A 20,822-nucleotide genomic window follows, 5' to 3' on the forward strand; every position below is an offset into this window, starting at 1 on the left:
CTTCACAGAGTATGAAAAGTATAGGTGATTGTTAGGGACGGTGCGCGCCACTACATTTGAGTCAGTTGCAGACGAGGCAAGCGGGTTACGCAAAAAAACCCACGCTTTTCCCTCTAAAAAACGGATCTCATCATTCGCTGGAGCTAAACAATGTCACTCGATAATTACCCGCCAACTTCATGGGAACATCTGCGCCCGATCGTCGCGCCGCTCGCCAATGTCGAAGCAACCCGGCGCCTGCTTATCAAGGGTGGCGCAATCGTCAGCATGGACAAGGAGGTTGGCGACCTCACGTGTGGCGACATTCTGGTTGAAGGCGAGCGCATCGCGGCGATCGCGCCGTCGATCGAGGCTGAAGGCGCGGACGTCATCGACGCGACCGACATGATCGTAATGCCCGGTTTCGTCGACTCGCATCGCCATGCATGGGAAGGTCAGTTGCGCCGTATCGACCCGAACTCGCCGACCCTGATGGACTATTTGAAGTCGACGCACTTCTCCTTCGCGACGCACTATCGTCCGCAGGACATGTATATCGGCAATCTGATCACGGCGCTCGGTGCGATCGACTCGGGCATCACAACCCTGGTCGACAACTCCCACAATGCGCGCAGCCCCGCGCACTCCGACGCTTCGATCGATGCACTGGAAGATGCCGGCATTCGTGCGGTCTATGCGCCAGGCAAACCGCTCGCGGGTGAATGGGCGCAACACTGGCCGCGGGACCTGGGTCGCCTGAAACAGGAACGCTTCGATTCGGACGACCAGCTCGTCACGATGGCGATGATGTCGCAGTGGGACCGCGAAACATGGGCCGCGGCGCGCTCGGTGGGGCTGCGCATCATCACCGAGTTCCTCGGCGAGGAGATGGGCAAACTGTTGCCGGCGCTGAAGGAAGAAGGGCTGCTTGGGCCGGACAACATCTTCAATCATTGCACGGGTCTGACCGACGCGCAGTGGGACATTCTCCGTGAGACCGGCGTGAACGTCGACGTGTGCCCGCGCTCGGACGCGCAATACGGTCTGGAAGAAGGGCTGTGCGTGTATCAGCGCGCGATCGACCACGGCATTGCGCCGGCCATCAGCATCGACGTTGAAGCTTCATACGGCGGCGACATGTTCGCGGAGATGCGCGCCGCTTTCTTCATGCAGCGCGCGCATGCGCAGAATCGTCGTTATCGGGGCGATCAGGCGGCGCCGGCTGCCGTGTCCGTTCGCAGCATCCTCGAGACGGCAACCATCAACGGCGCGCGCGTGGCGGGGCTCGGCGACAAGGCGGGTTCTCTGACGCCGGGCAAGAAGGCGGACATCGTTCTGATTCGCGCCGACGACCTGAACCTGTACCCGTCGAATAACGCGATCGGCACGATCGTGCACGCCGCCGAACGCAGCAATGTCGACACCGTCATTGTCGGCGGCCGCGTGCGCAAGTCGGGCGGCAAGCTGCTCGGCCTGAATTTCAAGGCACTCAAGCAGGCGACGGATGCTTCCCGTGCGCATCTGTTCGCCGGCGTCGGGTACATCCCCGATCAGTTCGCGGATACGCCGCCGGAAGTCGCGCAGGCCTGAGGGTGGTGGGCTAACTAGAAGGGGGTGTCGTGAATCTGATTCTTCTGCTCATCGCATTCTGTGCCGGCTCGGCCATCTCGATTCAAGCCGCCGTCAATAGTCAACTCGCAGGCGGGCTGGGAGGCAATGTCGTGGCCGCGGCGCTGGTGTCGTTTTCGATCGGCACTGTGGCGCTCGCGGCGATCGCCATGAGCAAAGGCGGCTTGTCGGCCGCTGTGGCAAGCCTTCCGTCGCAACCGGTCTGGCGCTTTGGCGGCGGCCTGCTGGGTGCGGCCGCGATCTTCTGCACGGTACTGCTCGCGCCGCGGATTGGTTTGGCCAACATGCTGGCGCTGGTGATTGCGGGGCAACTGCTCTCGTCGCTCGCGATCGACCACTTCGGACTTATCGGTGTAGTGACCCGTCAGGTGTCGGGCATCAAGCTGGCTGGCGCGCTGGTCATGCTGAGTGGAGTTTGCCTGACGCTGTTTGGCAATTCGCTGGTGCAGGCGCTGACGAAACACAGCTGAGCGCACAGTCCTTCCCTGTTGAATAGGCTCCTTGCCTGCTGCGTCACGCTCCTTTTTATTCGCCATCCTGATCGATTTGCGAACTGGATTTTTCTGGAAACTGCTGTCGCGCAGTGACGCTTATGGAGATGTTCAAGAAACGTATCCTTGCTGCGCTCGTAGCGCTCGCTGCCGCGGCACTCTGCCAAACCGTGAGCGCAACCGAAGGCCGCGGCGACAACATCGGGCAGGGTTCGGAGGGATTCTTTGCGGGCATGCTGCCTGCCCCGGGCTGGTAAGACCTGCGTCTCGGCGTCAACGGCTACTACCTGAACCAGACCACAGACGACTACCCGTTCGGCAGCGCGGTGAGCGCTATTGCCGCCAGCCGCCAGCGCTGGAATCTCGCGCGTGGTCTAACGGATGCCACCTGGCCAGCGGCCGCCTCTTTTTTTCGCCCCGCCGCCAAGCTAATCGGTCAATGTCGGGTAAACCCAATTGCACACGTGTGCCTTATCTCCTATGCTTGAGTTTGAAAACTGAGTCGGAAGAGGCGAAACGCCTCCGCCATCACTAATCCGGGAGAGGCAATGGCACTGCTCGAATCAGCCGCGTGGGGGCCGCAACGTCGTCGGGCCTGTGTGTGCGTGACGCTGGATAACCTCGGCGAAGCTTGCGACATCAGCATGGGCAGGTGGCCCGCGGACAGCGCGATCGGCGGTCACTTCACCGCGACCCATGTTCTGCCGAAGCTCCTCGAGGAGCTCGACGGCCTGAGCATTACGTACTTTATCGAGTCGGTAAACGCCGAGCGATACCCGCAGCAAATCAAAGTGCTGCAGGCCGCGGGACATGAAATTGGCTGGCATACGTGGGGGCACGAAAACTGGGGACGCTTGTCGCTCGAACAGAAGCGTTCGAACCTGGCGCAGAGCCTTGCCGCGCTGCGGAAGATCGATGTCATGCCGGTGGGCTTCCGGCCGCCCGGCGGGGTGGCCGATGCGCCGTCCCTCGCTCTGCTCAGGGAGCACGGTTTTACCTATTGCTCACCCGTGGCCGGCAACGCCAGCGTTCGCCTCGAGGAAGGACTGACGATTCTTCCGTTCGCCTGGCGCCATGTCGACGCTTATCTGATCGACCGTGACCTCGGCGACTTTCGCGTCGCGCAGGGTGATCGCACGAGTCCGGCGAGCGCCGACGAATGGGACCGGATACTCAACGACGGATTCGACGCGGCGCTTGCCGGCGGCGAGCAGCTCACCGTCATTTTTCACCCGTATCTGTTTGGCGCCGACGAAAGCTTGTGGCAGGTCATGCGCCGGTTTCTCGCGCGGCTAAAAACGCACGACGACGTGTGGCTCACATCCTGTTCCGAGCTGGCCGATTGGGTGGCGCCGCGGCTTGCGGACAGAACCATTGCCGACTCTACGCCGCTCGCCTAGACACCGCGCGGCATCATAACCGGCCCCGACGGGCCGGGTTCACCAGTCCAACGGAGGAGTACGAGAATGTCCCATCAGGAAGACAATGTCCTTGGCGCGGTCGGCGAAACCGCGATTGACCCGAAGGATAAAGAGCAGGTCGTCGCCCGTCGCGCGAACAACCGGGTCCGCGGCCTCAACCATCACGCGTACTACTGCAACGACGTCGAAAAGACCCGGCATTTCTACGAAGACATTCTGGAAATGCCGATGACGATCGCCTTGCGCATTCCAGACGAAGTGTTCACCGGCAAGCCGTCGCCGTATTGCCATTTCTTCTTCGAAATGGGTGACGGCAGCTCGATCGCGTTTTTTGACTATCCCGACTTCTATGACGGGGAGCCGCCGTTCACGGTGCCGACGGTCTATCACCACCACATTGCCGTCAATGTGGATAGCGATGAGGTGATCGGGTACTTTCGCGCCAAACTCGAGGCCGAGGGCTATGCCTGCACTTACGTCGACCACGGCGCGTTTCACTCGCTCTACCTGAAAGACCCGGGCGGGATGAATCTTGAACTGTGCTATGCGCCGCCGTCGGCCGAGGAGTTCATGCTGCGCGCCGGGAAGATTGCGCATGCCGAGCTGAAGAAGTGGGCGGCCACGCGCAACTGATCGCTGCGCGGAAGGCAGAAGAGACCGGCGGCAGTGAGGGCCGGTTTCTTGCCTGTGCCAGCGCTGTCGACGTGCTAGCCGACGTACGGAGCGGTCGAGCCGCGCAGAACCAGCGAGGGTGCGAACTGGATGGTGGCCGCCTGTCCGGCCTGCCCTTTGTCTTGATGGCTGCCGAGCGCACGGGAGAGCAGCACGCTCGTCGCCGTCGCTGCAATGTCCTCTACCGGCAGCCGAACCGTGGTGATGCCCCCAACTGCCAGCTCGAACCAGGCCGGGTCGTGATAGCCGACGACAGAGACATCGCGCGGCCAGTCGAGATGCAACGCCCGCAGCGCCTGCAGGGCGCCCAGCGTGAGCTCGGCGCTGCCGAGCACGAGTCCGCTCGGCCGGTTGCGGGCTGACATCATGCTAGTGACGGCGTGCCGCGCAAACTCCGGCCTTGGCGCGCCAAGCGCCACCGCGGCCGGTTTGAGGCCCTGTTCCTTGAGGGCATCCTCAAAGCCGGCGAGCCGGTTGCGCCCTGTGCTGAGTGAAGCGTCGCCGCCGACGAAGGCCAGCCGCTTGTGACCGTAAGCGAGCAGATGCCGGGTCGCCATCTGGATGCCTTCGCGGTCGTTGATGACGACGGCCTGCGTCGTCAGGCGCGAGGCGACCCGCACCAGCTGGACCGTTTCGACGTTTTCGAGCAGCGCGATCGTTTCAGCGCGCGGCGAGGCCGTGGGGACGATGATGACGCCGGCCGGGCGCGTTTCCAGAATGGCTCGCAGTTCGCGCAGCTCCCGGTCGCTGTTGTCGTCCGTCACCGACAGCAGCAGATGCATCGAGCGCGCGGCAAGTGCATCGGCGACGCTCTTGGCGACCGTGGCGTAGAAATCGTTCTGAACGTCGGGGATCACCAGCCCGACGAGTGAGCTGCGAGCGCCGCGCATCATGCGCGCGGAGGCTGACGGCACATAGCCGAGCTGCTCAACTGCCTGGCGTACGCGTGCCTTGGTCTCCTCGCTGATTTTCGGGCTATCGGCAAGCGCGCGGGAGACGGTCGTATGCGAAACGTTCAGCGCCAGCGCGATGTCCCGAATGGTGACGCCCGCGCCGCCGCGGGTGGGTGCCTTGGGGTCGGACGTTGCGTCGCTCCACATGTTGGTACCTGCATTCCGTGTTATTTGTAGATGCTTTTATAGCACGCAACCCGGCGGCTCAATCCGGGTTGCCGGCAGGGTCCAACCGGCGCGGCTCCTCACCGCTCGGCAATCACCGGATTGGAGAGCACCCCAATGCCTTCGATTTCGACTTCGAAGACATCGCCCGGCTTGATTTCTCCAACGCCGGAAGGCGTGCCCGTCATGATGACATCGCCGGGTTCCAGCGTCATGAAGGAACTCAGGTAAGCCACGAGATAACGCACCGAAAAGAGCAGATCGGAGGTATTGCCGTTCTGCACCACTGCGCCGTTCAGGCGCCCTATGATGTTCAGATTCGATGGATCCAGTTCGGTGTTGATCACGGGGCCAAGCGGAGCAAACGTGTCGAAGGCCTTGCCGGCGAACAGGCAGCCAAAGGCCATTTCCTCTTTCTGGACAACCCGTTCGCTCACGTCGTTGCCGCAGGTGTAGCCGAGCACGTAGTCGAGCGCATCGGCTTGCGACACCCGCCTCGCGGTGCGGCCGATTACCGCGACGAGTTCAGCCTCGTAATGGACCACCTTTCCCTCGGACGGGTACACGATCGGGTCGTTCGGGCCCGCGAGTGTCGATTCAGGTTTCACGAAGAGCGCCGGGCGGGTAGGCGTCTCCCAACCCGTCTCCTTGATATGCGAGACATAGTTGAACCCGGCGCCGAAGATGCGCGGCCGTGCGACCGGGGACAACACTTTCACGCTGTCGAGCGAAACGAACTCATTCGTCGGGCGAGCCTCTCCGTCAAACGGCGAACCCGAAAGATATTCGATGTTGCCGTCATCGTGCAGATTGCCGAAGGCGACGAGTTCGCCCTGTTGGAAACGGATGATTTTCATACGATGCTCCAGTGGTAAGCGGTCGAAACCCCAGGGTGCGCTGGGGGTAGCTCAGGTAGGTTCACGTGTGCCCATTATCGGAGTCAGGATCGCGTTTGTCAAAGCGTAGAGGTTGAACCAGGCGCCATGAATAAAGGGGGAACGTGGATGAATCCAACGCGGACGGGCTTCGACCCACCGCGTAGATCAAGTTTATATAAATTTCATTGCACACGTGTGCACTACCGACTATAGTAGTCTCAACACAAGCCAAAAACAGGAGACAGTGGGATGGAAGTTGCCTTGGACGCGGATAGCGCGCTTGCGCTTCTGGAGTCGTTGCGCAGGATGCGGCTTGTCAGCCCGGCTGAGCAACCCGCGCTGACGCCGTTGACGGGTGGCGTTTCCTCGGAAATCGTGCGCGTCGACACCTCGAACGGGGTGATCTGTGTGAAGCGGGCACTCGCGCGACTCAAGGTCGCTGCTAACTGGTCGGCACCACTCGAACGCAATTCGGCGGAAGTGGCATGGATGCGGCTCGCCGCAACCGTGGTCCCGGGTTGCGTACCGTCGATTCTGGGCGAAGATGAGCAAGGGCGCGCTTTCGCGATGACCTTTCTTGAGCCGCGCGACTATCGGCTCTGGAAGACCGACCTGCTGGACGGCATCGCCAGCGTCGAGACCGCCCGTGCCGTTGGCACGACGCTCGCAACGCTTCATCGCGCGACGGCGGACAACAGCACACTGGCGAACACGTTTTCGACCGACGCGAACTTCTTCGCCTTGCGTCTCGAACCGTATTTTCTGGCGAGCGCAGCGGCTAATCCGGATTGCGCAGCGGCACTGCAACAACTGAGCGACGACACCGCAAGAACCCGGCGGGCGCTCGTGCACGGCGACGTCAGTCCGAAGAACATCCTGGTGGGAAAAGCCGGTCCGGTGTTCCTCGACGCAGAGTGCGCCTGGTACGGCGACCCCGCATTCGATGTCGCATTCTGCCTGACGCATCTGCTGCTCAAATGCGTGCACCGCCCGGATGCAACCGCTGCTTATCTCGCCTGTTTCGACGCGCTCAACGATGCGTACTTCGCCGGTGCGTCGTGGGAAGACGCCGCTGTCCTGGAGGCGCGCGCGGCAAGACTGCTGCCGGCGCTGCTGCTTGCAAGGGTCGATGGCAAGTCTCCGGTGGAATATCTGCAGGCCGGGGAAGATCGCGCCACGGTACGGCACTTTGCAAAACACTTCATCTTCGAGGCGCCGCGAACGCTCGACTCTATCCGGAATCGCTGGAGCAAGGAACTGACATGAAAACCGCAATCAAGAAAATCACGGGGCGCCGCATTTGGGATTCACGTGGCCGGCCCACGGTTGAAGTCGACGTCGAGTTGACTGGCGGCGCACGTGGCCGCGGTATTGCCCCGGCAGGTGCATCGCGCGGCAGCAACGAAGCGATCGATCTGCGCGACGGCGGCACGAGGCTGGCCGGCTTCGATGTTCAGGGTGCGCTGGCCAATATCAGCGGCATCATCGCGCCCGCTTTGACCGGGATGGACGCAATGAACCAGCCCGGCGTGGACGCTGCGTTGATTGCCCTCGATGGAACGCCGAACAAAGCATACCTCGGCGGCAACGCCACCATCGCGACCTCGATGGCGGTGCTGAATGCGGCGGCGGCGGCCGCTGGCGTGCCGTTGTGGCGATATCTCGCGGCCGGTGAGCCGGTGCGCCTGCCGCTACCGGAAATCCAGATTTTCGGCGGTGGCGCGCATGCCGGCCGCCGCACCGATATTCAGGACTTTCTGGTGATGCCGCTCGGTGCCCAAGGTTTTGACGAAGCGCTCGTCATGGTGGCGGAAGTCTATCGCGCGGCGGGCGATCTGATGGACTCGCTTGGCCGTCGGATGGGTGTGGCTGACGAGGGCGGATGGTGGCCCGTGTTCTCTTCGAACGAGGAAGCGCTGGAGATGCTGACACGCTCCATCGAGCGGGCCGGCTACCGCCACGATGAGGTCGCAATCTCGCTCGACATCGCCGCTTCTGAGTTTGGCCGCAAAGGGCGTTACAAGCTGGCGCTCGAGAGCCGGGAATACGACACAAGCGAATGGCTCGACGTGATGCTCGGCTGGCTGAAGCGCTACCCGATCGTCTCGGTCGAAGATCCGTTCGGTGAAGACGACCCCGAAGGCATGCGTGCCTTCACGGCGGCGGTCGGGGACACCGTGCAGGTCATCGGCGACGACTTCCTCGTCACCAATGCGGCGCGGGTGAACGCCGCTGCCGCGCAAGGTCAGTGCAACGCCGTGCTGCTCAAGCCCAACCAGGCGGGCACCGTCACGGAGACGCGCGAGACGATGGAAGCCGCGAAGAAACTTGGCTGGGGGATGATCGTGTCGGCCCGCTCAGGTGAAAGCGAGGACACCACCATCGTTCATCTTGCGACCGGCTGGAACACCGGGCAGCTTAAGGTGGGTTCGTTCTCGCGTTCCGAACGGATGGCGAAGTGGAACGAGGGCCTGCGCATCGAGGAGCAGCTCGGCGCGAGCGCCACCTTTGCCGGCTGGTCTGCGTTGCCGATGCGGAGCCCGGCATGAAAGCCGTGCTGCAATATCGCGCCAGCGCGGGTTTCCGTGAGGCCTTGCTGACGAGCGCGCCCGACTGGCTCGACATCGCCTTCGTGGACGAAAACGATGCGAACGCGCTGCGCCACGCACTCGAGGACGCGGAAGTCCTGCTTCACGTTCTGACACCCGTAACCGCGGCGGTCCTCGAGGCGGCACCGAAGCTGAAACTCGTGCAGAAAATCGGCGTGGGCGTGAACACGATCGATCTCGAGACGGCCCGCTCGCTTGGCATTGCGGTGGCCAATATGCCGGGTTGCAATAGCCAGGCGGTCGCGGAACACACCCTGACGCTGATGCTGGCGTCGCTGCGGCGACTTGGCTTTCTCGACAGTGCCAGCCGTCGCGGCGCCGGATGGGCGCTGCCGCCGGACACGTACGACAGCGTGAGCGAGCTGTCCGGCCGCACCGTAGGGTTCGTCGGGTACGGCTCGATACCGCGCAGGTTGACGGCTGCGCTTGTCGCGCTCGGCGCGCAAGTCATCTATCACACGCGCCATACGGCGACGGATGACGCTGCACGCAAAGCGGCATCGCTCGAGGCCTTGCTTCGCGAAGCCGATATTGTCTCGTTGCACATTCCGCTCACACCGGACACACGTGGCCTGATAGATGCCGCGGCCTTCAGTGCGATGAAGCGAGGCGCCGTTCTCATCAACACCGCGCGCGGTGAGCTGGTCGACGAGCGCGCGCTCCACGATGCGTTGGTGTCAGGCAAGCTGGCAGCCGCCGGGCTGGATGTATTCGCAACGGAACCGGTTGCCGGGGACAACCCGTTGCTTGAATTGCCGAATGTCATCGCCACACCTCACGTGGCCTGGCTCACGCCGCAGACGCTCGCGCGCAGCATTGACGTGCTGATCGAGAATTGCCGCAGGCTTAAAGAGGGCGAAGCGCTGCTGAATCAGGTTTAGAACGGCGGAGCGGCAAACCGGCAACACGGCAGCCGCGGGGCCGCTCCCTTGCCCTGATCCCGAGGCCGTTCAAGTAAGGTCTCGATGTCTTATATAAACAGATTGGATTACTCGTTTCTTTAGTTAGTAGTAGTACTACGCAATTATAAGAGCAATAAAAACTGCACCAGAAGACGCTCGTCATTCGTTGCGGACCGACGCAACGTCGCTTGTCAGGATTGCCAGCCGCACTTCGCCAACTTGATGAAAAGAGGAAAACTCATGGAACAGAAAATTCGCAACATGCTTTCTGCGATCGATCGACAGGACATGGCCGCCTTTGGGACCTTCCTCGCTGACGATGCGCGCTTCGTATTTGGCAATGGTGAGGCGATTCATGGTCGCGAGCCGATTGTAAGCGTGGTGAGCTCGGTCCTTCAGTCGCTGAAGTCGATCGCACATACGGCGCAACGGTTCTGGTCGGTCGACGGTGTGGCCATCTGCGAAGGGCGCGTCGTGTACATCGATGGTCTGGGTCAGAAGCTCGACGCGCCGTTCGTCGATGTTTTGAATCTGAACGCGCATGGCCTCATCACGGATTACCGCGTGTATGTCGATGCGTCGCAACTGAATCGACCGCAATAACGAATCAGGGCCGTGAGGCCACCGCGCGCCGGCGGCACGGCACGGCTGTTCACCGTAGTGCAATTACATCCCGATTTGAGACATGGAGGAAGTTATGAACAAGGAACTGGACGGCCGCGTGATGATTGTCACGGGTGCAGGCGGTGGCATCGGCCGCGCGGCTAGCCTTTCGCTGGCGGCCGCGGGCGCAAAGGTAGTCGTGTCCGATCGCGACGCGAAGAACGGCGCGGAGACAGTCGAACTGGTCGCCGCACAGGGCGGCACGGCGACCTTCATCGAGACGGACGTCGCCAACGAAGACAGCGTCGCGGGCATGGTGGAGAAGGTGCTCACAACCTACGGACGGCTCGACGGCGCGTTCAACAATGCGGGTATTGCGCAGAGTCATAAGGTATTGCACGAGATCAGTCTGGAAGAGTGGCAGCGGGTGATCGATGTGGATCTGACCGGCGTGTTCCTGTGCATGAAGTACGAAATCGAAGCGATGCTCAAACATGGTGGTGGCGCGATTGTGAATACCGCTTCGGTGCTCGGCGTGGTGGGCATGCCCGTCGCGGGCGACTATACCGCGGCCAAACACGGTGTGATCGGCCTGACGAAAGCTGCGGCGGTCGACTATGGCACGCGCGGTGTCCGGGTCAATGCGGTATTGCCGGGTCTCATCATGACGCCGATCGTCGTGGAAGCGCTGCGCGCCCCCGCCTATGCGGCGCATTTCGACGAGATCAAGGCCAAGCATCTGGTGGGCCGCCCTGGGCAACCGGAGGAGGTCGCAGCAGCGGTGCGGTGGCTGCTGTCCGATGCGGCGTCGTTCGTGACCGGTCATTCGATGGCCGTCGACGGTGGCTGGACCGCTGTCTGAACCTTAAGTCAAGATTCAGGAGGCCGGCAGGCACCGTGTCTTCACGGCCTCGATGACAACAATCAATTGGAGGTAGACATGCCAGCAACCCTGGATGGTCGTGCAATCATTGTGACGGGCGCAGGCGGCGGAATCGGGCGCGCTGCAAGCCTGATTTTTGCTCAGGCCGGTGCACGTGTGGTCGTCTCCGACATCGACGTGACGAACGGCGAAGAAACTGTCCATCAGATTGCTGCGCAAGGCGGCACGGCGATGTTCGTGAAGACGGACATTACGAATGAAGCGAGCGTCGCGGCGCTCGTCGAACAGACGGTCTCGGCGTACGGCAAACTCGATGGGGCTTTCAACAACGCCGGCATTGCGCCTAGTCACAAAGCGTTCCACGACATCGGCAAGGCGGAATGGCAGCGCGTGGTCGACGTCGACCTCACCGGCGCGTTTCTGTGTATGAAACACGAGATTGCGGCCATGCTGCAAACCGGCGGCGGTTCGATCGTCAACACCGCCTCGGCGCTCGGTGTGGTGGCCGTGCCGAGCGCGGCCGATTACATCGCCGCCAAGCACGGCGTGATCGGGCTAACCAAGGCCGCTGCCGTGGATTACGGTTGTCGCAACATTCGCGTCAACGCCGTGTTGCCGGGGCTGATCATGACGCCGCTCGTCAAGGAAGCGCTACGCGACCCGGAGTACGCGTCGCACTTTGAAAAATACAAGGCGCAGCATCTGGTGGGTCGCGTCGGACTGCCGGAGGAAATCGCGAAGGCCGCTGAATGGCTTCTGTCCGATGCCGCTTCGTTCGTCACCGGTCATTCGATGGGGGTGGATGGCGGTTGGACGGCCGTCTAGCGTTGTGACGAAGTCGGTTTGTCGAAAAAACGGCCGCGTGCATGGTCTTCCAGCACGCGGCCTTTTCGTACATCAAATTTCTGGCGCGCCCGATGGGCGCTCATCAACAAAAAAAAGCCCCGCGTAGCGGGGCAAAAATGCGCACAGGGGTATGCGCGAGGAGACGTGCATGGGTGCCTGAACTCAGCAGGCAAATAGGTGAGCGTCGAGCGAGTGGAGTCCGAGCATGGCGCGCGGCACTGCCACCGCGATAAGCTTGTACGCGACGATGACCCAGTATGCATCCAGTCGGAAAAACACGTCCGCTTCGTGTACATCCCCGCCTGCCCACACGCACCGGCGGTGACTTTTCCTCACACTACCCCAGCCTTAATATCCATTGAGTCGCGCTCAGCCGACTCAGATAATTTGTCCACCGGATTTGCCAACCGCGATCGACCCGCATCGCCGTGCGCTTAGACATGCCAGCGCCATCCTGGGGGCCGATCGCCACATATAAAGGAGACGAGGTGGAACAACAGAGCGAAAGCGGACGGGGCAGGGTTGCGGTCGTGACCGGCGGTGCCATGGGCATTGGTGCCGACGTGGCCGAGAGACTTGCGCGCAGTGGCTATCACGCGGTGCTTTCCGACATCGATCGCGGCGCGGCGGACGAAACGGTCGCCAAGTTGCGCGCGCAAGGACTCTCTGCTTCCGCTGTGGTGATGGATGTGGGCAATCCCGACTCCATCGCCGAAGGCTTTGCCGCCATCGCGCGCGACGCCGGCCGTTGCGACGTGCTGGTCAACTGTGCGGGCATCGCAACGATGCTTCCTTTCATCGATTATCCGCTGGACGTGTTTCTCAAAACCATGCAGGTCAACGTGACCGGCACGCTGCTGTGTGCGCAGCAGGCGGCCCGCATGATGAAGCCGAACGGCTGGGGGCGCATCGTCAATATCGCGTCCGTGGCGGGCATGCGCGCGGTCGGCACCGGCCGCACCGCGTACGGCACGTCGAAAGGCGCGGTGATCGCGCTGACCCGGCAAATGGCTGTCGAGCTGTGCGACTACGGCATTACGGCGAATGCAGTCTCGCCCGGTCCGGTCGATACCCCGATGACAAAGGCACTCCATTCCGCCCAGTTCCGTGAAGAGTATTCGCGTGCGATTCCGTTGAAGCGTTACGGCAAGACGTCGGAAATTGCCGCCGCTGTGTGCTACCTCGCGTCGGATGATGCCGCCTATGTGAATGGCGTCGTCCTGCCTGTGGATGGCGGGTTCCTTTCGTGGGGCGCGGGCGCCATCTGACGATCTGACGATCGGGGCCGCCAGGTTCGCCATCGGCATCAGCCGGTAAGCCGGCGCATATAGGCGTTTCCGACAGGCGTCCCGGCAGCACGCGTGAGTTCAGCGAGTCACCACCCGCGAAGAGACAACCACGGCTCGATCTGGCCACGCAGTAGTTATACGGATATAGGCCGGTTTTATATCCTCTATTGTGAATTCGTATTTGTAGCGGTTATGTCGAACTCCTTATACTTTTTTTCACCAAAGGAGATCCGCGCCGTGCCTGGCAGTTCGCCATGAAGCACGACGCTCGAGCAACATAACCCGCATTGCATTTGATCAGGGAGACACAGCATGTCTGCGCAGGCTCAGTCAATCTTCATCGGGGGCGAATGGTCGGGCGCCGAATCGGCGCAAGTCATCGAGGTCCGTTCGCCGACCGACGGTGAGGTATTCGCCGCGATTTCGCGCGGCGGCAAGCATGAAATCGAGCGCGCGGTGGCCGCCGCGCGCCGCGCGCTCGATGGCGCGTGGAGCACCATGGCGGGTTTCGAGCGCGGCCGCATTCTGACGAAACTGTCCGACCTGATCCTCGCGAATACCGAAGAACTGGCGCAACTCGAGGCGCGCGACACCGGTAAGCCAATCAGTCAGGCGCGCACCGATATCAAGGCAACCGCGCGCTATTTCGAGTTTTATGCCGGCGCGGCCGACAAAGTACTCGGCGACGTGCTGCCGTTTCTCGACGGCTATCAGGTCACCGTGCAACGCGAAGCACGTGGCGTGGTCGGCTTGATCATTCCGTGGAATTACCCAGCCTCGATGTTCGGCCGCACGCTGGGGCCCGCGCTTGCCACGGGCAACACCGCCATCCTGAAGCCGGCGGAAGACGCCAGCATGAGTTGCATCCGTCTGACCGCACTCGCGTCGCAAGCGGGCCTGCCGGCCGGCGTGCTCAATCTCGTCACGGGTCTGGGCGAGGAAGCGGGCGCCGCGCTCTCGCAGCATCCCGAGGTCGACTTCCTGTCGTTCACGGGCTCGCCTGAAGTCGGCACGCTGATCCAGACGGCGGCGGCGCAGAACCACGTACCGTGCGTGCTGGAACTGGGCGGCAAGTCGCCGCAAATCGTTTTCGACGACGCCGATTTCGAGCGCGCCGCGCAAACCATTGTCGGCGTGATCGTGCAGAACGCGGGGCAAACGTGCTCGGCCGGCAGCCGCGTGCTGATCCAGCGCTCCGCCTATGACCGCTTTGTCGGCATGCTCGTCGAGCGCATGTCCGCGATCCGCGTCGGCGCACCGGCGGCGGACCTCGAATGCGGGCCCGTGATCAACAGCACGCAGGCAAGCAAGGTGCAAGGCTTTCTGGATCGTGCAAGCGAAACCGGTATCGGTGTGCTGGCACAAGGCAAGCTCGACGAAAGCGCGTTGAAAACCGGCTACTTCGTGACGCCGACCCTGTTCGGCCCGGTCCCGCCCGATCATGAACTTGCCCAGGACGAAGTGTTCGGCCCGGTACTCGCCGCCATTCCGTTCGACGACGAAGCCGACGCGCTCAGGATCGCGAACGGCACCGCCTACGGCCTCGTCGCGGGCTTGTGGACCGAGAACGGCGCACGTCAGATGCGCGTGGCGAAGAAGCTGCGCGTGGGACAGGTGTTCATCAATAACTATGGGGCGGGCGGCGGCATCGAGCTGCCGTTCGGTGGCGTCAAGCGCAGCGGCCACGGGCGCGAGAAGGGACTCGAAGCGCTCAAGGAATACACGGTGGCAAAGACGATCGTGCTGCGCCACGGCTGAGCACGCCATCGGTTTTACAAGCCGTGAGGCGTCGACACCGGGTTGCCGAAATCGACCCGGACACGTGACATCAGAATCAGGAGACCGTCCGGATGACCGCTGTTCCAGAGTTTTCCCGCGCTGCCGTATTGCGCGAATTCAAGGCACCGTTACGCATCGAAGAAGTGCCCGTACCGCGTGAAACCGAAGTGGGCGCCGCGCTCGTCAAGATCGAGATGTGCTCGATCTGCGGCACGGATGTGCATTTGTGGCAAGGATCGTTATCGCTGAAAGTGAACCTGCCGGTGATCATCGGCCATGAAATGGTGGGGCGCGTGATCCGGGCCGGCGCGGGCGTGACGACCGATTCAGTCGGCACACCGCTGAAGGTCGGCGACCGCATCGTGTATACGCATACATCCTGCGGTGGTTGCTTTTTCTGCACCACCGCCCGCAAGCCGACCTTGTGCACGAACCGTCGCGCGTACATGTACGAGAACATCGAACACGCGCCGTATCTGCTCGGCGGCTTCTCCGAATATGGCTACGTGTTGCCGCAAGCCGGACGCTTGCGGGTGCCGGACTCGGTGCCGAACGAACTGGCGAGTCTGTCGAGTTGCGCACTGCGCTCGGTGATGAACGCGTTTTCGCAACTCGGTGAGATCGAACCCACGGAAACGGTGTTGATTCAGGGCGCGGGCCCGCTCGGACTGCTCGCGACCGCGAACGCGCGGGTACGTGGTGCGAAGAAAATCATTGTCGTCGGTTCGCCGGCGCCGCGTCTCGAGATGGCAAGACTGTTCGGCGCCGACGTGTGCATTCCGGTAGAAGGCACGACGCCCGAGGAACGGTTGGCAACTGTGCTGGCCGAGACGGAAGGGCGCGGCGCCGACATCGTCATGGAATTCACCGGCGTTCCTGCAGCGTTCGCGGAAGGTCTCGCGCTCGCACGCAAAGGCGGCCGCTATCTGGTGGTGGGTCAGCTCGGCGAGGCCGCCACCACGGTCCAGCCGTCGATGATCGTCAAAAAGAACCTGCAAGTGATCGGTTCATTTTCCGGCGATGCACGCAGCTATTCGCTGGCGCTGCAGTTTCTCGAAGCGCATCAGCACGACTTTCCATTTCACCAGATGATCTCGGGCCGCTACAAGCTCGACGATGTGAATCTCGCGCTTACGCGCATGAAGAACTTCGAGGAGATCAAACCGGTGATCACGGTGGAATGACGCTTTGACCCAAGCCCTTGCCTGCATGTCGGGCGGCTTTGGTTTTGCAGTAACGGGAATACGGAAACAAGCGGACAAAAACCGCACGCAAGCGGTGGGCAAGCAAAAAAACAGGCAAGCAGGGCCAAAGATTCATCGCAGCGCGGACAACATGCCGATACATCGGCAACCAATAAAGGAGACAACAATGGCTTTCAATCGTCGCAGCTTTCTCGTCGCGGGCGCCGGTTCGGTTGCCGCTGCCGCCGCATCCAGCATGGTGGGCGCGCCCTGGATCAAACGGGCGCAAGCCGCGGAGTTTTCCTATAAGGTCGGCACCGACCTGCCGGCCTCGCATCCGTTGAATGTGCGGATTCAGGAAGCGTCGAATGCGATCCTGAAGGAAACGGACGGCCGCATGGAAATCCGCGTGTTCCCGAACAACCAGCTGGGCGGCGACCCCGACATGTTCGCGCAGCTGCGGGCCGGCGCGCTGGAATTCTTCACGTTGTCGGGCGCGAATGCATTGTCGTCCCTCGTGCCGAAGGCGGCCATTTCCGGCGTCGGCTTCGCGTTCAAGAACTACGATCAGGTCTTCGGCGCGCTCGACGGCGAGCTCGGCGCGTATCTGCGCGGCCTCATCACGAAGGGTGGGCTGGTCGTGCAGGACAAGGTGTGGGACAACGGCTTCCGGCAGATCACGAGCAGCGGCAAGCCGATCAAGTCGCCGGCCGACCTGCAGGGCATGAAGATTCGCGTGCCGCCGGGACGTTTGTGGATCTCGCTGTTCCGTGCACTGTCGGCGGCGCCCACCTCGATCAGCTTCAACGAGGTGTACTCCGCGTTGCAGACCCGGGTGGTCGAAGGTCAGGAAAATGCCCTCGCCGTGGTCGATACCGCGAAACTCTACGAAGTGCAGAAGTACTGCTCGATGACGAGCCACATGTGGGACGGTTTCTGGTTCCTCGGCAATCGCGCCGCGTGGGAGAAGCTGCCTGCGAACGTGCGCGACATCGTGTCGAAGAATCTCAACGCGTCCGCGTTGCAACAGCGTAAAGACGTCGCGCAACTGAACTCGTCGTTGCAGAAAGCGCTAGAAGGCAAGGGTCTCGCCTTCAACCAGCCCGACATGGATTCGTTCCGTGACATGCTGAGAAAGGGTGGTTTCTACGCCGAGCAGAAGCAGTTCTTCGGCGAAGAGGAATGGGGGCTGCTGGAGAAAGTCACCGGGAAGCTGGCATGAGAACGCCGCTCGCACAGACTTTCGCACAGGCCTCGCCCGGTGGCACCGTGCAAAAAAACAGGCCCTCGGTACCGCACTGGCTGACGCTTGCCGACCGCGTGCTGGGGCTCGTCGTGGCCGTCCCCGCGGCTTTGCTGGTACTGGCGGAAATCGTGCTGCTGTTCGCAGGGGTGTGTGCGCGCTACGGGTTTCATCGGCCGCTCGTGTGGGGCGATGAACTGGCCAGCATCCTGTTTCTATGGCTCGCGATGACGGGCGCGGCCACCGCGCTGCATCGCGGCGCGCACATGCGGATGACGGCGATCGTCAACCGCTCGGGTGCAAGATGGAGCACCACGTGGGACATCGTGGCGCTAGTCGCCAGCATGATGTTTCTCGGCCTGATCGCTGGGCCCGCCTATTCGTACATCCAGCAGCAATGGATGATCGTGACGCCCGCGCTCGAATTCAACGACGGCTGGCGGGTCGCCGCGATCCTCTACGCCACCGGCTGCATGCTGCTGATGTGCGTCGTCAAGCTGTTAGCGCTCGGCTGGAAGCCGGCCTTACTGGGCGTCGTGGTGTCGGTGCTGGTGGTGGCCGGACTCGATACCGCGGGTCCGCTGCTGCAATCGCTCGGCAATCTCAACCTGCTGATCTTCTTCGTCGGCGTGGTGGGCTTCACGGTGCTGAGCGGCATGCCGATCGCGTTCTCGTTCGGCCTTGCCGTGTTTTCGTATCTGTCGCTGAGCACTTCGATGCCGCTGGAGATCGTCGTGAGCCGCATGGACGAGGGCATGTCGCAACTGTTGCTGCTTGCCGTACCGATGTTCGTGTTCCTCGGCCTTCTGATCGAGATGACCGGCATGGCGCGCGCGATGATCAATTTCCTCGCGTCACTGCTTGGGCACGTGCGCGGTGGTCTGTCGTACGTGCTGGTCGGCGCGATGTATCTGATCTCCGGCATTTCCGGTTCGAAAGCCGCGGACATGGCGGCAGTCGCGCCGATCCTGTTCCCTGAAATGAAGAAGCGCGGCGAGCGGCCCGGCGAGCTGGTGGCGTTGCTGTCGGCGACCGGTGCGCAAACCGAGACCGTGCCGCCGAGCATCGTGCTGATCACGATCGGCTCGGTGACGGGCGTGTCCATTTCCGCGCTCTTCACGGGTGGCCTCCTGCCGGGCTTCGTGCTGGCGCTCGCGCTGTGCTCGCTCGTGTGGTGGCGCTCACGCAAGGTCGCGCCGGCCTCGGCGGCTCGCGCATCGTTGCGCGAGATCGGCACGACGCTGCTGGTGGCGATTCCAGCGCTCGCATTGCCGGTGGTGATCCGCTTCGCCGTGGTCGAGGGCGTCGCCACGGCTACCGAAGTGTCGACCGTCGGCATCGTCTATGCCGCGCTCGCGGGTCTGCTGATCTATCGGCGCTTCGACCTCAAACGGATCGCGCCGATGCTGGTGGAAACCGCGGCGCTGTCCGGTGCGATCCTGATCATCATCGGCACGGCCACGGCGATGGCGTGGGCGCTTACGCAGTCGGGCTTCTCGCACAGCCTCGCGGCGTTCATGGAGCATTTGCCTGGCGGGGCGGTCGCGTTCATGGCGGTCTCCGTGCTGATGTTCGTGCTGCTCGGCAGTGTGCTCGAAGGGATTCCGGCCATCGTGCTGTTCGGGCCGCTGCTGTTTCCGATTGCGCGCGAAGTCGGCATACATGAAGTGCAGTATGCGATGGTGGTGATTCTGTCGATGGGGCTCGGCTTGTTCTCGCCACCGTTCGGCGTGGGTTACTACGGCGCATGCGCGGTCAGCAAGATTCATCCGGACGAGGGCATCCGTCCGATCGTCGGCTATATGGTCGCGCTGTTTATCGGTATCGTGGTGGTGGCCGCGGTGCCGTGGATTTCGACGGGCTTCCTCGCGCACGGTTGAACCAGAACGGCTTAGCCGCCGTTCAGCCCCGCGCGCGCCATCACGAAGTAGTCCGCGCCGCCCATCTGTCCACCCTTGAGCGCGATCTCCAGGTCACGCAGATGCGGCTTGTCGGAAATCACCCGGCACAGCGGCGCGCCCGGTGTCAGACGCGCGGCTATTTCGAGCGCGTCGGGGCCGAGCACCTGCGTGACCTGGCTCGATGTATCGCCGCCGGAGAGAATCAGACGACGCAGCGGCACCGCTTTCAGAACCGCCTCCACGATCGCGCCGAGCCGTTGTCCCAGCAGACGACCGCCGCGGTGCTTCGCCTCGTCGCGGCTCAGGCCACCTTGCATCAACGAATCGATCATCGCGCCGACGCGCGGGTCATGCGGTCCACGCGCGGTGTGCATCACGACGCTGTGGCCGGATCGCAGAGCCTCGCTCGCGCGTTCCACGAGGCATTGCAGCGCGTCCTGCCACTGCATGGTGTCCACTAGCGCGCTTGCGTCAACGGCAAGGTCGGTGAAACCCGCGGCAATCGCCGCGTCGATCTGCACGGCACTCAATGGCGACGCACTGCCCGATACCGCCAGAATCGGCGCAGCGGGCGCGCATTCATCGTATGAGCGCGACGAACGCGGCAACTGGCCGGTCTCGGCCCACCACTGCGTCAACGCATACTCGACCCCGGACGACCCCACCGTGAACGTAGCGGGCCCGCGTGCGGAAAGTGTGTGAAGCAGCCGGCCCAATTCGGTGAGGTGCCCACTATTGGCCGTATCGAACAGCATGGCGGCGGGCTTCGCCGCGAGCGTTGCTTGCAGCGCTCGATCCAGTGCGGGACGGCCGCCCTCGAAGTGAGTCAGGTTGAAGCCCGCGATGGACAGCGCGGTTTGACGGTTGAGATGGCGGATCAGATCGCCTTCGTCCATTGGCGTGACCGGATGCACGCTCATGATCGGATGCCGGTCGATGCGATACATCTGCCCGTCCGTGCCGGAACGCGCAAACAGGTTGCCGAACAGGCAATAGCGGTGCAGCGCGGGCGTGCCGGCAATGACCGGAATCGTCGCGTCGCCGAACGTCGCGCGTGCGATCTCCATCACCCGGCCAATGCTGCCGATGCCAGGCGCGCTGTCGAATGTCGAGCACACCTTGTAGTGCACGAGCGGCGCGCCGAGCTCGCGCAGCGCGCGGAACACGGGCGGCAACGTGTCGTCCATCTCCGCGGGCGACATCGCGCGACTCGCGCCGGCAATACCGATGGCGTCGAAACCGCCGAGCGCGTCGAGTTGCGCGCGCGTGGGCGGATTCAGAAACAGCGCGCAGCGCAGCCCGGCGAAAGCGAGAACTTCGAGCGCGTCGGTCGAACCGGTGAAATCGTCCCCGTAGAACGCAAGCCGCAACGTTCTCATTGCATCACCTTGCATG

The 20,822-nt window shown here is 62.7% G+C and carries 19 protein-coding genes; 16 read left to right on the forward strand and 3 right to left on the reverse strand.

The features are described from left to right. The first annotated feature begins 150 nt into the window (after nucleotides 1-150). The 5 genes from PQR53_RS26305 (at nucleotide 151) to PQR53_RS26325 (ending at nucleotide 4,153) form a co-directional block, all read left to right on the forward strand. Complete coding sequence (locus PQR53_RS26305) at nucleotides 151-1,569, forward strand: amidohydrolase family protein (RefSeq protein ID WP_408460549.1); 1,419 nt, start codon at nucleotides 151-153, stop codon at nucleotides 1,567-1,569. Nucleotides 1,570-1,598: 29 nt separating this feature from the next. Continuing rightward, entirely contained in the window at nucleotides 1,599-2,078 is a 480-nt protein-coding gene (locus PQR53_RS26310; protein WP_408460552.1) for a DMT family transporter, read from the forward strand. A 128-nt stretch (nucleotides 2,079-2,206) separates the two neighbouring features. After that, nucleotides 2,207-2,356, forward strand: coding sequence for a hypothetical protein (locus PQR53_RS26315; RefSeq protein WP_408460555.1), 150 nt, complete (start codon nucleotides 2,207-2,209; stop codon nucleotides 2,354-2,356). A gap of 291 nt (nucleotides 2,357-2,647) precedes the next feature. Then, the gene (locus tag PQR53_RS26320) at nucleotides 2,648-3,499 is read left to right on the forward strand and encodes a polysaccharide deacetylase family protein (protein ID WP_408460558.1); all 852 of its coding nucleotides are present in this window, start codon (nucleotides 2,648-2,650) and stop codon (nucleotides 3,497-3,499) included. Nucleotides 3,500-3,565: 66 nt separating this feature from the next. Next, complete coding sequence (locus tag PQR53_RS26325; RefSeq protein WP_408460561.1) at nucleotides 3,566-4,153, forward strand: VOC family protein; 588 nt, start codon at nucleotides 3,566-3,568, stop codon at nucleotides 4,151-4,153. Between the two features lie 74 nt (nucleotides 4,154-4,227). Here the strand turns inward: PQR53_RS26325 and PQR53_RS26330 are convergent, their stop codons facing one another. Together PQR53_RS26330 and PQR53_RS26335 are read right to left on the reverse strand one after the other, a co-directional pair. Next, nucleotides 4,228-5,292 (reverse strand): LacI family DNA-binding transcriptional regulator, encoded by a 1,065-nt coding sequence (locus tag PQR53_RS26330; RefSeq protein WP_408460564.1) that lies wholly within the window; start codon nucleotides 5,290-5,292, stop codon nucleotides 4,228-4,230. Nucleotides 5,293-5,390: 98 nt separating this feature from the next. Further along, nucleotides 5,391-6,167, reverse strand: coding sequence for a fumarylacetoacetate hydrolase family protein (locus PQR53_RS26335; RefSeq protein WP_408460567.1), 777 nt, complete (start codon nucleotides 6,165-6,167; stop codon nucleotides 5,391-5,393). Between the two features lie 270 nt (nucleotides 6,168-6,437). Between PQR53_RS26335 and PQR53_RS26340 the strand changes: the two genes are divergently transcribed. The 11 genes from PQR53_RS26340 (at nucleotide 6,438) to PQR53_RS26390 (ending at nucleotide 19,406) form a co-directional block, all read left to right on the forward strand. Next, nucleotides 6,438-7,454, forward strand: coding sequence for a phosphotransferase family protein (locus PQR53_RS26340; protein ID WP_408460570.1), 1,017 nt, complete (start codon nucleotides 6,438-6,440; stop codon nucleotides 7,452-7,454). Then, nucleotides 7,451-8,737 (forward strand): phosphopyruvate hydratase, encoded by a 1,287-nt coding sequence (eno, locus tag PQR53_RS26345; RefSeq protein ID WP_408460572.1) that lies wholly within the window; start codon nucleotides 7,451-7,453, stop codon nucleotides 8,735-8,737. The genes PQR53_RS26340 and eno overlap by 4 nt, the downstream gene beginning before the upstream one ends. Beyond that, complete coding sequence (locus PQR53_RS26350) at nucleotides 8,734-9,678, forward strand: 2-hydroxyacid dehydrogenase (RefSeq protein WP_408460575.1); 945 nt, start codon at nucleotides 8,734-8,736, stop codon at nucleotides 9,676-9,678. The genes eno and PQR53_RS26350 overlap by 4 nt, the downstream gene beginning before the upstream one ends. Nucleotides 9,679-9,939: 261 nt before the next feature. Continuing rightward, on the forward strand, nucleotides 9,940-10,302 hold the full coding sequence (locus PQR53_RS26355) for a nuclear transport factor 2 family protein (protein WP_408460578.1): 363 nt from the start codon (nucleotides 9,940-9,942) through the stop codon (nucleotides 10,300-10,302). A gap of 94 nt (nucleotides 10,303-10,396) precedes the next feature. Continuing rightward, a complete protein-coding gene (locus PQR53_RS26360; protein WP_408460580.1) occupies nucleotides 10,397-11,164 on the forward strand; it encodes an SDR family oxidoreductase in 768 nt (255 codons plus the stop codon). Nucleotides 11,165-11,242: 78 nt separating this feature from the next. Beyond that, complete coding sequence (locus tag PQR53_RS26365; protein ID WP_408460583.1) at nucleotides 11,243-12,010, forward strand: glucose 1-dehydrogenase; 768 nt, start codon at nucleotides 11,243-11,245, stop codon at nucleotides 12,008-12,010. A gap of 509 nt (nucleotides 12,011-12,519) precedes the next feature. Further along, nucleotides 12,520-13,299, forward strand: a complete 780-nt coding sequence (locus tag PQR53_RS26370) for an SDR family NAD(P)-dependent oxidoreductase (RefSeq protein WP_408460586.1) — start codon at nucleotides 12,520-12,522, stop codon at nucleotides 13,297-13,299. 333 nt (nucleotides 13,300-13,632) lie between these two features. After that, a complete protein-coding gene (locus PQR53_RS26375) occupies nucleotides 13,633-15,078 on the forward strand; it encodes an aldehyde dehydrogenase family protein (protein WP_408460589.1) in 1,446 nt (481 codons plus the stop codon). Between the two features lie 92 nt (nucleotides 15,079-15,170). Continuing rightward, nucleotides 15,171-16,283, forward strand: coding sequence for a zinc-binding dehydrogenase (locus PQR53_RS26380; protein WP_408460592.1), 1,113 nt, complete (start codon nucleotides 15,171-15,173; stop codon nucleotides 16,281-16,283). A gap of 187 nt (nucleotides 16,284-16,470) precedes the next feature. Next, nucleotides 16,471-17,505 (forward strand): TRAP transporter substrate-binding protein, encoded by a 1,035-nt coding sequence (locus PQR53_RS26385; RefSeq protein WP_408460595.1) that lies wholly within the window; start codon nucleotides 16,471-16,473, stop codon nucleotides 17,503-17,505. Next, on the forward strand, nucleotides 17,502-19,406 hold the full coding sequence (locus PQR53_RS26390; protein WP_408460598.1) for a TRAP transporter large permease: 1,905 nt from the start codon (nucleotides 17,502-17,504) through the stop codon (nucleotides 19,404-19,406). The genes PQR53_RS26385 and PQR53_RS26390 overlap by 4 nt, the downstream gene beginning before the upstream one ends. Nucleotides 19,407-19,417: 11 nt before the next feature. On the opposite strand, the gene PQR53_RS26395 is transcribed toward PQR53_RS26390, so the two are convergent. Further along, nucleotides 19,418-20,821 (reverse strand): four-carbon acid sugar kinase family protein, encoded by a 1,404-nt coding sequence (locus PQR53_RS26395; protein WP_408460601.1) that lies wholly within the window; start codon nucleotides 20,819-20,821, stop codon nucleotides 19,418-19,420. Nucleotide 20,822 lies beyond the last annotated feature (1 nt).

Source organism: Paraburkholderia fungorum (assembly GCF_046027605.1).
In the GTDB taxonomy this organism is placed as follows: domain Bacteria; phylum Pseudomonadota; class Gammaproteobacteria; order Burkholderiales; family Burkholderiaceae; genus Paraburkholderia; species Paraburkholderia fungorum_F.